At 56.9% G+C, this 12,561-nt stretch carries 12 protein-coding genes; 8 read left to right on the top strand and 4 right to left on the bottom strand.

Going from position 1 to position 12,561, the window contains the following annotated elements; genetic code table 11:
* Positions 1-9 precede the first annotated feature (9 nt).
* Entirely contained in the window at positions 10-420 is a 411-nt protein-coding gene (locus tag Poly51_RS12645; protein WP_146457989.1) for a hypothetical protein, read from the bottom strand.
* Positions 421-815: 395 nt separating this feature from the next.
* Between Poly51_RS12645 and Poly51_RS12640 the strand changes: the two genes are divergently transcribed.
* Positions 816-1,862, top strand: coding sequence for a PEP-CTERM sorting domain-containing protein (locus Poly51_RS12640; RefSeq protein WP_146457987.1), 1,047 nt, complete (start codon positions 816-818; stop codon positions 1,860-1,862).
* Between the two features lie 231 nt (positions 1,863-2,093).
* Positions 2,094-2,834, top strand: a complete 741-nt coding sequence (locus Poly51_RS12635) for a hypothetical protein (RefSeq protein WP_146457986.1) — start codon at positions 2,094-2,096, stop codon at positions 2,832-2,834.
* A gap of 3 nt (positions 2,835-2,837) precedes the next feature.
* Here Poly51_RS12635 and Poly51_RS12630 read toward each other — a convergent pair whose 3' ends face one another.
* Together Poly51_RS12630 and Poly51_RS12625 are read right to left on the bottom strand one after the other, a co-directional pair.
* Positions 2,838-3,719: a hypothetical protein gene (locus Poly51_RS12630; protein ID WP_146457984.1), complete on the bottom strand. Its 882-nt coding sequence runs from the start codon at positions 3,717-3,719 to the stop codon at positions 2,838-2,840.
* A gap of 182 nt (positions 3,720-3,901) precedes the next feature.
* Positions 3,902-4,600: an SOS response-associated peptidase gene (locus Poly51_RS12625; RefSeq protein ID WP_186775512.1), complete on the bottom strand. Its 699-nt coding sequence runs from the start codon at positions 4,598-4,600 to the stop codon at positions 3,902-3,904.
* A gap of 295 nt (positions 4,601-4,895) precedes the next feature.
* On the opposite strand from Poly51_RS12625, the gene Poly51_RS12620 reads away from it, so the two are divergent.
* The 6 genes from Poly51_RS12620 to Poly51_RS12595 all read left to right on the top strand — a co-directional run bounded on the left by Poly51_RS12620 (position 4,896) and on the right by Poly51_RS12595 (position 12,076).
* Entirely contained in the window at positions 4,896-6,461 is a 1,566-nt protein-coding gene (locus Poly51_RS12620) for a TrkH family potassium uptake protein (RefSeq protein ID WP_186775560.1), read from the top strand.
* Between the two features lie 67 nt (positions 6,462-6,528).
* Positions 6,529-8,049: an NfeD family protein gene (locus Poly51_RS12615; protein WP_146457978.1), complete on the top strand. Its 1,521-nt coding sequence runs from the start codon at positions 6,529-6,531 to the stop codon at positions 8,047-8,049.
* Between the two features lie 165 nt (positions 8,050-8,214).
* The gene (locus tag Poly51_RS12610) at positions 8,215-9,087 is read left to right on the top strand and encodes an MlaE family ABC transporter permease (protein ID WP_146457976.1); all 873 of its coding nucleotides are present in this window, start codon (positions 8,215-8,217) and stop codon (positions 9,085-9,087) included.
* Between the two features lie 12 nt (positions 9,088-9,099).
* The gene (locus Poly51_RS12605; RefSeq protein ID WP_146457974.1) at positions 9,100-9,876 is read left to right on the top strand and encodes a hypothetical protein; all 777 of its coding nucleotides are present in this window, start codon (positions 9,100-9,102) and stop codon (positions 9,874-9,876) included.
* Positions 9,876-10,982, top strand: a complete 1,107-nt coding sequence (locus tag Poly51_RS12600) for a hypothetical protein (RefSeq protein ID WP_146457972.1) — start codon at positions 9,876-9,878, stop codon at positions 10,980-10,982. The genes Poly51_RS12605 and Poly51_RS12600 overlap by 1 nt, the downstream gene beginning before the upstream one ends.
* Entirely contained in the window at positions 10,979-12,076 is a 1,098-nt protein-coding gene (locus Poly51_RS12595; protein WP_146457970.1) for a hypothetical protein, read from the top strand. The genes Poly51_RS12600 and Poly51_RS12595 overlap by 4 nt, the downstream gene beginning before the upstream one ends.
* Here Poly51_RS12595 and Poly51_RS12590 read toward each other — a convergent pair.
* Entirely contained in the window at positions 12,060-12,527 is a 468-nt protein-coding gene (locus tag Poly51_RS12590; protein ID WP_222435840.1) for an NINE protein, read from the bottom strand. The two genes, Poly51_RS12595 and Poly51_RS12590, sit on opposite strands and share 17 nt — an antisense overlap.
* Between the last annotated feature and the right edge of the window lie 34 nt (positions 12,528-12,561).

Raw genomic sequence — 12,561 nt, 5'->3', positions numbered from 1 at the left:
GGCAGCATCTCAATTGGCATTGGCTTGTCGAAGAAAGGTGGCAAAACGGCGCGCCTCGGAGACTGAGATCTTTGGTCGGCTTCGGTGGCGTTTTCTGCCCACCGTTGTGTAGATCGCAAGCCGGATGGAACCGGCGCGTTTCACCGAGAGTCCGACGCGGATGCTTCCCGTTCCAAGCTTGCGGACAAAGATACCACTGATTTCCCCCACGTCTCCGTCAACGACGGGCGTACTCGATGCATTGTCGGCGCCTTGCTCTAGCAGTGCTGCAAAATGGAACGCGGCTTGTACCGGCAACCGCAAGAATTCAAAGGTTCCAAGTATGGTTCGTTGATCCACGACGACATCTTCGCTACCCGGATTCGATTGCAGTTGCAGGTAAATCGGCAGGAAGAAGTATTCCAGTCGAATTTCGTTCACAAGCGACTCTCGTTTGTTCAAATTTCGGATTTGTGCGTCGTCACACGTGACCTATCGCGGTCGCCCAACCAGGAAGTCTATCGCCCGCCGACGTTTGTCGTGGGTGGACCCGGCCGCCGAATCCACATAGCAGGGATACAATCCAAGGCGAGGAGGCCGGGTTAGGCGGTTACGCAACGGGAACTCGCAATGGATTTCGACTTTGAGGAGGAAATTTCGCTGGAGCCTGCTTGTTTTTGCTAATTGGGAAAGTCGGTGAATGCGGCCTATGTCCCCAGAGTTGCGGTGGCGGTATATGCCTGCTCCTTGCTGGGCGTTTTAGTAATCGAAATGAGTACCTCTCAGCATCAGTCGGTGTTGCCCCAAGTGGTACCTCTCAACCCGAAGGTGAGTCCATGCGTCGAAGAATTCAACGTCATTGCAGTGTTTTGTTTCTGACGGCCCTTGCGTTCTCTGTCGGTTTCGCGACAACGAACCAAGCATTTGCTGGTGTGATCTTCAACTTTAACTTTCTTGATGCCGTGGACGTTGGATTCAATGCCAATGGCCAAGTCGTTGCCGATCGACGAGCTGGCTTGCAACGCGCCGGCGACTACGTGTCGTCGGTTCTTGGGCCAAGCTATTCGGCCAGCATCGACTTGGATGTGAAAGGGGATACGACCGACAGCAGTCTGTTGGCGAGCGCGGGCTCTAACTTCAGTGGAGCGAGACCAGCTTCGAATGGTTTTTCTGGCCGCGGCGACGTGATGACAAAGATTCTTGGCGGCGCGGACCCTAGTCCTGGTGCAGACGGTAGCGTCAGTTGGGACTTCCAAAACTTCGATTGGGCTCCTCTGGACGTCATTGGTCCGGGCCAGCTCGATCTAATTTCCACCGCGATTCACGAACTCACCCACGCAATTGGATTTGCAAGCGATATCAACCAGAACGGTAGCAGCGGTTATGGCGATATGCCGGGAACCGCGTCCGTTTGGTCGCCATTCGATGAGTTCGTTGCGGACATGAACGGTAACTCGATCATCGACTTTGCGGGCGTTCTTGATGGTGGCCGATGGGACGCAGCGTCCCTTGGCGGCGCGGGTATGGCAGGGTTGCAATTCAACGGTGCAAACGCTGTCGCCGCCGCCGGCGGTCCCGTTTATCTGTATTCGCCGAATGCGTGGAGAGCCGGCAGCTCAGGCTCCCACTTGGACACGGATTTCTATAATCCGGCGGACGGAAAGATCGAAAGCATGATGAACCACTCATCGACGTTCGGCGCAGGTCAGTTCGACATTCGAACTTACTCGCCCATTGAGATCGGAATTCTCAAAGACATCGGCTACGCGAACATCGGCGCTGCCGCTGTTCCGGAGCCCACTTCTTTGGCCGTTTTCGCGGCGTTGGGTGCTGTCATGTTTGTTCGCCAACGCAAAAATCGCATCGCGAGATCGAACGTTTGATTTCGCTATCGAAAGTTCGGGCATTCGCTCGGCTCCTGCTTCGTTCGGGAGCCGGCGGGTTCTGCCGTCCATTGTGAACGCTGGTTGACTAATGAGACGGCATCCGATCGCGGTTTTGGCATGGTCGCTCGATGAAAATTGCATCTTGCCCCCCCTTTCGGATTTTCGGTACGGTTTCCGGTAGCGTCCCATGTGTGGAAACCGGAAAATCCGAATCAGGAAGCGAGCCCGATGTTTTGTGTCCATTGCGGAGCCGACGGAGCGGCAAGATTTTGTGCCGCTTGCGGAAAGAACCAAACAGATTTGGCGGGCCCTTTTGATACGCCCGAAGTCGTTGATCTTGACGTCGCGTTGACGCATTCGATTGAAACCAGCGATGCGATCGTGGATGCGATTCTGGTCGACGACGCGTCCGATTGGACGAAGTCGATTCAATATCAGACCGTTCTGAATCATCCGGTCGCGAGAAACCGGATCACTGCATCGGCAAAGAAATCGCAACCGGGCGTGACCGGCGAAGACCTGTTGGAAGTGTTCGATGCGGTCTCGCCGATCGGCTTTTCGCTGGCGAAGTTTACCAAGGCGATTCTGCCAATCTACGACAAACTTGGTATCAAGACGGACCGCCAGGCTCAAAGCATTTTCGATGCGGTGCCGGGGCGTTTGATGCTGGCCACGCTTTGCACAATCGCATCCAAAGCGTTGGTGATCGATCAGGTCCATCAAGGGCCGGACCAATGTTCGCTCAGTGCTGAGCTACCGTCCGGATTGATTACCAATCGAGGGCGAATTCACATCTTGATCGAAGTGTGTGAAGGGTATAGCCGGATCACGTTGAACACGACCATTTCGGGCCAGCTTTATGACTGGGGTAAGTCAACGCGATTGATGACGGACATGCTTGCCGAGATTCATTCGGATCTGACGGATCAACTGTCCGGCCACAGTCCGCGATACCGACGCATCGCTTAGCGATTAAAGGAAGATTTCGAACATCGCACGCACGGTTGCGGCATCGTCGGTGCCCAGCATTGCCGAACCATTGGCTGCTCGTTCGATCTTTGCGATTCGCGAGATATAGGTGGCCGAGGTTGTAAACCCGACCAGCCACTTGCCCAGATTTGCTCGGGTCGTATACGACGCCTCGACCGTCCCCGAGTTGCGGCTGATCTTGTCGCTTCCGGATCCAGCGACCGAGCCACCCGCAAAGTGATAGTCGGCGTCCATATCGTAGTAGCCGAAGATCAGGTCCAGATTGCTGGCACGACCCAGGACGAAACCGTCCCAACCAACGAACGCCTTGCCACCGACAAAGTCTGAGTCGAGCGATTCCTTGAACAAGCGGGCTCCGCCGTATTCGACATTAAAGTCTTGGTCGAACGCCATGTAAGAGAATCCGCAACCGGCGGACAAACCACCGAAACGCGTTTGCCAAGTATCTCGAAGCGCGAAGTCATATCCATAGTGATCGACGTCCGCATCCAAATGACTGCGTCCACCCGAAAAGGCGCTGTTGGCACCGCTTAGCGGATTGGGAACATCGACATCGATCGTGTCCGCGTTGGAGTTTGCTCGCGCAAGTCCGTAGAACGCTTCGGTTTCAAAGCTTGTTCGCGTTCCAAGAAAACGTCGTACCGCTTTCAATTCCCACAGTGCGCCCAGTGTGTCGCCGTCGTCTTGAAAAGCGTTGCCACCATTGGCGTCGGTGCCGACTTTGTATTCGGGCAGCATGACACCCCAGAACGCTTTTCCAAACGTGAGCTCGAGTGGATTATCAGAGATCGTGCTTTGGCCATGGCATGGCCGCACAGCGAGGATCGCTGTGGTGATGAATGCAGTGAGAATGAGTTGACGCATGGAAGTTACCATCGAGCTTGACGGGGGGAGGTGTCACAACTCGTATCGAACATCGGGTCCGCTACCCTCAAGTGTCACAGGACCAAAAAACACATTCCCTCAAAATCGACGAACGAGCGTATTCGTTAACCGGAAGTCATCAATTCGCCGGATCGGTCGGGTTGTGATGACTGGGCAAGTTTTTATCCCATCGGTTCAACGCATTGGAGGCCTTCGTTTCGCGCGTTGTTCACGAAACGTGTCACCGGCATCATCCTCAATTGATCCGAGTCCGCGGGCACCAGCATGGATTGCAAAGCGTGCGAATTCGTGAAAGCGGGGTCCAGCCAAGCTTGATAGTCTTTCTGGTCCAGCATCACTGGCATACGGTCGTGCACGTCCGCCGTTTGGTCGTTGGCCGTCGTCGTTATAATCGTGCAAGTCCGAATCGGTGTTCCGTCCGGCGATGCTTTCGTGTTCGTTTCCCACAACCCCGCCATCGCGATGACGGTTCCCGGTGGCCCGACGGACTCGATCAGATACGGCTGTTTTCCGGCGTCCGTCTTTTTCCATTCATAGTAGCCGTCGACAACAACCAAGCATCGTTGGTGAGTGAATGCTTTTCGAAACGACGGCTTTTCGGCGACGGTTTCGCAGCGAGCGTTGATCATGCGACTGCCGATCCCCAGTTCGTCCGCCCAGGGCGGAACCAGACCCCAGCGGATCATTTCGACCGACCACCCATTGCCGTCGGATGTTGTCGTCGCGGCCGGCAAGACGCAGGTCACCGACTGGGTGGGGGCGATGTTGTAACGGGCGGTAAAGTCCAGGTCGAAAGCCGAAGGATCGATTTGCGGCAGGAACTGTTGGCACCACTGGGTGGGCGGAGTCCTCATTGTCATTCGGCCACACATGCGTTTGCCTTGGGCGTTGGAGTTTTTTGTTCATGATATGCCCTTGGGCCCGGAGGTTCACGAACGGTTGGCATTTGAGGGGACCAAGCCGGTTTGGCGGGCTGAGGGGGAGTCGGGCTGGGGAAATCGGGCCAGCTAACAGACTAACCCGGTTGACGTTAAACTCACGACCCAGAACCGTCGCGTTGGTTGCCATCTCTGTCTCTTTCCCCTGCCGAAATCCTTGAATTTCCCGCTACTCTTTCGCGTCCTCGGCTCGATTTGTTTGTTGATCGGCGGATCGATGGCTTTCAGTCTGCCGTTCGCGATTCCCGCACTGGCCAAACGCACCTATCTGCCGGCGGCCGACGGTTTCGAGGTCGCCGGTGCACGTGGACTTCTGTTGAGCATGGCGATCTGCATGTTCATCGGCGTGGTGTTTCGAGCCATCGGCCGCAAGCATCGCGGCGGGCATCTGTTTCAAAAAGAAGCGATGGCCGTGGTCGGGCTCAGCTGGGTTTTGGCAACCGTGTTGGGGGCGCTTCCGTTCTATTTGTCGGGCACGCAAATCAGTGAAGGATCGCCGATCACGTTCATCGAAGCGATGTTCGAATCGCAGTCCGGATTCAGTACCACCGGCGCGACCGTTTTGACGGATCTTGAGTCGCCCGGTTTGGTGCCTCACTGCATCCTGTTCTGGAGATCGTGGACGCACTTCCTGGGTGGGCTGGGCATCGTCGTTTTGTTTGTCGCGATTCTGGGTCAAGGATCGGCGGGCAAGGCGATGATGAGGGCTGAGATGCCGGGGCCGACCAAAGAAGGCAGTATGCCGCGGATGCAAGCAACGGCTTTGGCATTTGCCGCGATCTACGTCGGGCTGAATATTATTTTGACGATCACCTACGTGTTGGAAGGCATGACATGCTTCGACGGGTTGTGTCATGCGTTCGGGACGATGGCGACCGGCGGCTTTAGCACATACAACGCCAGCCACGGACAGTTCACAAGCAGCCTGATCGACTACACCACGATCGGGTTCATGATCTTGGCCGGTTCGAACTTCACGCTGTTGTACTTAACGCTGTTGGACGGACCCAAGCGGTTGTTTCGCGATGTCGAGTTTCGAACATTCATCGGCATCATTGCAGTCGTGACCGCTGGTGTGGTCGTGTTTGGAATGCGATCGGGCGACGCAGGCTTCGCGACGTTCAGCGATTCGCTTCGCAACGGCATGTTCCAGGTCGTCTCGGTGTTGACGACGACGGGTTACGGGACGGCCGACTTTGATCGTTGGAACAACTTCGGTCGCGGCATTCTGTTGTTGCTGATGTTTGTGGGCGGTTGCGCGGGCAGCACGGGCGGTGGAATGAAGGTGATTCGCCACATCCTGTTCTACAAAATATTGAGGCAAGAAATCGAAAAGTCGCATCGCCCGCGAGTCATTCGCCGGCTCCGCATTGGCGGAATGACGATCGACGATCCCAACCTGGCGCACGGAATCGTCGTTTATTTCGCCATGATCTTGGCCATCTTTGTCGTTTCGTGGTTTTTGTTGGTCACGTTCGAGCCCAGCAGCACTTGGGGTGTTGCCGAAGCAGAGACCGCCGGGTCGGTCGAATCGAGCGGTGACCCGACGAAGCAATTGATCCGCAAAAACACGTTGGACGAGAAGCTGTTGGATTCGGCAAGCGCCGTCGCGGCGACGCTGAACAACATTGGTCCCGGCCTGGGTGTGGTGGGCCCGACGAAGAACTATGCCGGATTCAGCCAAGGTGCGAAATTGCTCTTCGTTTGGCTGATGATGCTGGGGCGAGTCGAGGTCTACAGTGTTTTAGTGTTGATTTTTCCGACTTTTTGGCGCCGCATCTGATTCGTTTTCGTTCCCAGAAGATCACTGGATACAATGAACGCAAAACGGACCCTTTTTGCGAGCTTCGATGACTGGAATCAATATGGCTAGCCGAACACTACTCTATTGGCTGATGCTGGCGATGGTTGGCGTCATGATGCCGGTTCCCGCACTGTCGCAAGTGTTCAAGAGCGAACCGAGTTCCCGGCGCAGGGCCGTGATCATCGAGCTGCACGAAGATCTGAACCCGCTCAGCGGCTCGATCCTGAAACGAAAATTCGAGCAAGCGGTCGCATCGGGCGTCGACGTTGTTATCTTCGATATCAACAGCCCCGGCGGCCGCGTCGACGTGACGTTCGAGTTGATGGACATGCTGTTGGAAGCCGACAACGTCGAAACCGTCGCGATGATCCAGCGCGATGCGATCAGCGGCGCCGCGCTGTTCGCACTGGCTTGCGACAAGATTATCATGAAACCAGGTGCCCGGATGGGTGACGCCGGTGTGATCGTCTTGGGGATGAGCGGCGAGTTCCGTTATGCCGAAGCGAAGAGTCGCAGCATGGTGGCCCAAAAGGCTCGCGACACGGCCGCGGCGACGGGACGTCCACCGGTGCTGGCCGAAAAGATGACGGACAAAGATATGATCGTCTTCACCGCGACGAACAAAGAGTCAGGGGAAGAACGCTTCTTTTCGGACAAAGAATGGGAAGCGTTTGAAGAAGCCGAAAACTGGGATCGCGGTAAACCCATCCGCGAAGGCGGAAAAGAAATGTTCTTCATCGCCAACGGAAAACGTTTGGTCGAAATGGGAGTCGCGGATCAAACGTTCGATAGCAGCGACCAGCTCGGCGAAATTTTGGACGTCGATATGCCGATCGAAGTGCTTTCGCCGACATGGGCCGAAGGGATCGCGAGATTCTTGAACACCGGTTGGATGACGTTCTTTTTGATCGTGATCGGCTTGATCGCGTTAGTCGTCGAGCTGACGGCGCCGGGTATTAGCGTCGGCGGATTGATGTCGCTGCTGTGTTTCAGTTTGTTTTTCTGGAGCCGGTTTGCGGCCGGTACGTCGGGTTGGTTGGAAGTCATTTTGTTCGCACTCGGGTTGGTCTTTATCGCTTGCGAGCTGTTCGTGATTCCCGGCTTCGGCATCGCGGGATTGGGAGGCATCGGGCTGGTCTTGGGATCTTTGGTGATGGCGTCGCGACGCGTTTTGATTCCCGAGAACTCGGAACAACTGGGCACGCTTGGGTACGACGTGTTGACCGTCGTGGGAGCGTTTACAATTTTCTTGGTCGCCCTGTTTTTCTTGTCACAGTACATCGGCGAGATTCCGGGGCTGAGCCGATTGACGTTGCAGCCGCCCGTGGTCGCTGGCGTCGACGGTGCCGTGGACGATTCCGCCGATCTGTCAGCCTTGCCCGGATGGCAACGGGTCCAGATCGGCGACGTTGGCGAAGCCGTTTCGCCGCTGCGTCCGAGTGGGCGAATCCAAGTCGGTGATGTTTTGGTGGATGTCGCGACCGAAGGCGATTTCGTCGACAGCGGCACGCAGGTCCGTGTGATCGGCAAACAGGGTGCGCGGGTCGTTGTTCGCGCCATCACCTGACTTTGCAGTACTAACGATGCGGTGGCGTCGCAAGCTCGCCGCGTCGAATGCCGCGGTCCGGTTGTGCCGGTTGCAACCATTGAAGCGTCAGGCTCATTTGCTAGCAAATCCGGTTGTTCGGGTTTTGCTGGCAGGCACGGTCGGTGCTAGCCGAACCACTGGAGTGTGTCTACAACGTCCACCGCACCGTCGAACGCTCGCAAACTTGCCTTCGCAGGGCCAAGTCGCGTCGCCGCATGGCTGGGCGACCAAGTCGTCGGACGATTCAGCACGCTGGCGTCGATTCTGGCAATCTTGTGGGGCACATTCATTCTGGCGATTCGCCCGACGTCGTGGACGCGACCGGTCCGATCTGTTCTGGCTCGCCAACTGTTATTCACGTGCGTGGACGCGACTTCCGTCGCTATCCGATTCGGCGCGGCGGTTGGGATCCTGATCATCGTTCAGGCGGCACTTTGGATCGACACACTTGGCGTCACCACGGACGTGATCGCGCCGATTCTTTGGAAGGCGATCGTGCGTGAGTTGGCGCCGTTGTTGGCATGCTTGGTGGTGATCGGACGCAGCGGGATCGCCATCGCTACCGAGTTGGCGACCATGGTGGTCGGCGGCGAAGTTGAAGTGCTGGACGCCCAGGGGATTGATCCGATGACGTTCCTGGTCATGCCTCGCATTCTAAGCATGGTCGTCAGCGTCTTTTGTTTGGCCATCATCATTGCTACGTCGATGGTGGTCACCGGCTATGTGATCGGCTGGGTCATGGGTGTGATCCATGAGACGTGGATGACGTTCCTGGACGGGATCATCAGCGAATTCAGTTCGATGGATCTGCTGTTCTTCGTGCCAAAGACGATCATCGCGGGCGCGTTCGCTGGCGCCATTTGTTGCATCGACGGTATCAGCGTCCGAGGCACAATGACCGACGTGCCACGTGTTTCCAGTCGCAGCGGCATCCGCGCGTTGACGGCCGTATTCGCCGTCTCGGCCGTTCTCTCGGTTCTGATTTACGGACGCTTGCTCGTCTTCAAGATTCTTTAGGCGAGGACCACAATGAAAGAATCCGAAACATCTACTGTGATCGTAAACAAGCCAAGACCCAAGGTGTTGGAATTGCGTAGTGTGACCCTGTCGGGAAAGACAGAACGAACAGGCGGACTGTTGGACGTCAGCTTGCTGCTACGCGAAGGCGAGATGGCGATGATCCATATGGAACGATCTCAAAGTTCCCGCGCAGCCGCGTCGATGATCCAGGGTTTGACCAAGCCTTACCGCGGTGACGTTTTGTTTCAGGACTCGGACTGGCAGGGCAACGATTTCAGTCGTCACTTCCGCATGCGCTCGCGAATCGGTCGTGTCTTTGACGGGCAGGCTTGGATCGCAAACTTGAATATCAACGATAACTTGACGTTGGCGGGCGAACATCATGGGCGCGACCACAAGTCGATGCATCACGAGATCGCTCTTTGGTCGAAACAGTTCTCGGTCGATCCGGCATCTCGCGAGCGACCGGCCTTTGTCGAGCCGTCTCGATTGCAAATCTTTCAGTGGGTTCGCGCGTTGTCTTGTCATCCATCGCTATTGATTTTGGAGCGGCCCATGCGGTCGGTCGCAACGACTTGGTTACCGGCTTTGGTCCGCGCGGTCGAAAAGCTTCGCCGCCGAGGCACGGCGGTGGTTTGGTTTGCGGGTAGCGCGGCCGAAGCGAGTGACGATCTTTCGAAGCCGGTGCTGCATTTTCGGTGGGTCGACGAGCGACTCCATCCGATTGCCGACCTGACCCGATCGCCTTCGCGATCGGATGTCGACGACATGCCGGAGGACGACTGATGAACGAACCCTATCGTCTTCGCTACACCAACCAAATCGTTGGTGCGTTCCTGTTGGTCCTACTTCTGCTGTTGATCTTGCTGGCGCTGATGCTGTTGCGAGCCAGTGACTATTTTGCCGAGAAGAAAACGTACTGGTTCGAGATCGCCCAGGACCAGGTTCAGGATATGCATCCCGGCGTCGAAGTGGTGATCCTGGGCCGCCGAGCCGGCGCCGTCGAAGCCATCGAATACATCGCAGACAGCGACCGCATCCGCGTCAACGTCAGCATCGACCCCGAGATGAGCAATCTCGTGTTCGATAACTCCTTCATCGTGCCGTCACGAAAGTATGGTGTCGGCACGCCGGTGCTGAATATTCGCCGCGGAAGAACGGCGCCGCAATCCGCCGTACCGCTTCCGACGGGCAGCAAGATCGAAGCCTTCCAAAGCGAGGATGACCGCATCGAACGAATGGCGCGTGAAGTTGAGTCGGTCAGCGAATCGGTCCGCATGATCGAAGAACGATTGAAACCCACTTTGGCGACCATCGAATCGGCAGGTAAAAATTTCGATCAATCGATGTCCGAGACGATTCGGCCGACGTTCGAAGAGACTCGCACAGCGTCGGCGTCGTTCTTAAAAACAAACGAACAACTGCGACCCGAAACCTCCCAAACGCTTAGTGTGATCCGACAAGCGACGATCGATTTGCAATCCCAGGTCGGCGCGTTGACGACGAAAATCGAAGCGATGGTCGACCATGATATGCGAATCACCCTCGCCGACGTTCGTGAATCCACCGACGCGATCAGCGCGGCCGCAAAATCGGCCGAGGCGACATCGACGGAAGTCAACGAAAGCGTTGCCGATACGCTGGTCAAACTGCAACAGGCCGCTGAGCAGGTTCGTCTACTGGCGTTGGAGACTCGCGACGTCGTTCGTATCGTTCGGCGCGAAGCGGACGATCTTCCCGGAACCACCGAGCGTGTTAATGATACCGTCAGCGAGACGCAAGACTTGGTTGGCGAGATCCGTGGCCACTGGCTACTTCGCCGTTCGGGCAGTCGGCCGACATCGTCCCAACAGGTTTCGCCGACGATGGTGGGCGGAGGATCGGTGCGATGAAATGTTTGGATCGCCAAACCCCGTTCATCGTCGCCTTGATGATGGCAATCATCGTTGGCGTGACGGGATGCCGAACCGCGCCCAAGGCGGAACCGAAACTCGATTCACGAGTCCGGCGGTTGGCCGATGACGGGCATGAACGTTACGCCGAGGGCGACGTCGATGCGGCAATGAAGAAGTTCCGGTCGGCCGTGCTTCGTGCCTGGGCGATGGACGATCCCGTCGAATCAGGCAACGGTGCATACAATTTGGCGGCATGCATGATCAGCGACGGGCAAACGGCGTTGGCGCGAGACTGGTTGGCGGATGCTCGATCCGAATTGCATCGAGGTCGACGATCGGTGGGCAACGTTTGGTTGGTCGAAGCAAAGATTGCGACCGAGGATGCACGCTTTGCCGACGCAACCGAATTTTTAAACAGGGCCGCGTGCGGCGAACCGCCCTGCGACGCGGCAGATCGAGCATGTGGATGTCCGACGGTCGAGGGGTGTCGCGATTGTCCACTATCATGTTTGCCGTGCGTCGGCAGCAAAATCGAAGCGAAAGAGGCCACGAAAGACTGTGTTGATGGCTTTGAAGCCCAGGTGCATTTGGCGCGGGCACGCTTGGCCGCTGAGCAGTTTGATCTCGCGACCGCAACGAAGCACTTCGCCTGTGCATGCGAATTGATTCACGACATTTGTTCACACGAACTTCACGCGGAACTGCAACACGTCGCCGCAGCGATTCACCTTGCCAAGGACGAGACGTTGCAGGCGGCGGCGCACTTCGATCTGGAAGCCGAGCGGTTGCGGTCGGCGGGCAACTATCGCGAGATTCCGAGGGCGCTGGACTTGGCCGCCGCGGCCTACCAGCAATCCGGTCTGCCTCGCCAAGCAGCGGAACGTTGGAACCGCGTCGCTCGCATTTGGACCGGTCGAGGCGAGCCCCGGAAGGCATGGGACTATGTCCGCCTTGCAAGCGAAGCCGTCGATGGGGCGGCGATCGACAGCGATGACTGCATTCGCATACGACTATCGCTTGTCGCTCGTGAAATCGAAGTCCTGTTAAAGCAAGGTGTTGCACCGGAGTCCGCTGTTACGATTGGCGATTGATTTCGTCCAATTGCTCGTTCAGCGTGAACGCGTCATAGACGTAGCCGATGCCGAACAGCCCACCCGTCAACAGATACAGCACTCCTGTGCCGATCTTGCCCATATAGAATCGATGAACGCCGAACAGACCGAGGAACGTCAATAGGACCCAGGTGACGGTGTAGTCGGTCTCGCCGGGTTGAAAGCGGCGATTCGCTTCATCGGCCATTGCGGGAATCAGAAACAGGTCCACGATCCATCCGATCAAGAACAGGCCGCCTGTCAGGAACCACAGCGCCCCGGTTAACGGTTTACCGAAATAGAATCGGTGAGCGCCAACGACGCCAAGGATCCAGAACAGGTATCCCACAATCGCTGGGTGTGTCGGCGCGACCGCCAATCCATCCCGTGCGGCGGAGGAATGGGTTGTGGCGTGGGGCGGCGAGTAGGCGGTATCCATGATTGACTGCATCGTGAGCAAAGTGGCCGGGCGTCAAGGTTGTTCG

This window comes from Rubripirellula tenax, from assembly GCF_007860125.1.
GTDB classification, from domain to species: domain Bacteria; phylum Planctomycetota; class Planctomycetia; order Pirellulales; family Pirellulaceae; genus Rubripirellula; species Rubripirellula tenax.
Note: the sequence above shows the minus strand (reverse complement) of the source record. Positions and strands in the feature narration are given on the sequence as shown.

Bases quoted from the DNA above. Each gene is read 5' to 3' on its own strand.
- Poly51_RS12600 (WP_146457972.1), top strand. From the start codon at position 9,876: ATGAACGAACCCTATCGTCTTCGCTACACCAACCAAATCGTTGGTGCG.
- Poly51_RS12595 (WP_146457970.1), top strand. From the start codon at position 10,979: ATGAAATGTTTGGATCGCCAAACCCCGTTCATCGTCGCCTTGATGATG.
- Poly51_RS12620 (WP_186775560.1), top strand. From the start codon at position 4,896: ATGGCTTTCAGTCTGCCGTTCGCGATTCCCGCACTGGCCAAACGCACC.
- Poly51_RS12640 (WP_146457987.1), top strand. From the start codon at position 816: ATGCGTCGAAGAATTCAACGTCATTGCAGTGTTTTGTTTCTGACGGCC.
- Poly51_RS12590 (WP_222435840.1), bottom strand. From the start codon at position 12,527: ATGCAGTCAATCATGGATACCGCCTACTCGCCGCCCCACGCCACAACC.
- Poly51_RS12635 (WP_146457986.1), top strand. From the start codon at position 2,094: ATGTTTTGTGTCCATTGCGGAGCCGACGGAGCGGCAAGATTTTGTGCC.
- Poly51_RS12625 (WP_186775512.1), bottom strand. From the start codon at position 4,600: ATGACAATGAGGACTCCGCCCACCCAGTGGTGCCAACAGTTCCTGCCG.
- Poly51_RS12615 (WP_146457978.1), top strand. From the start codon at position 6,529: ATGACTGGAATCAATATGGCTAGCCGAACACTACTCTATTGGCTGATG.
- Poly51_RS12630 (WP_146457984.1), bottom strand. From the start codon at position 3,719: ATGCGTCAACTCATTCTCACTGCATTCATCACCACAGCGATCCTCGCT.
- Poly51_RS12605 (WP_146457974.1), top strand. From the start codon at position 9,100: ATGAAAGAATCCGAAACATCTACTGTGATCGTAAACAAGCCAAGACCC.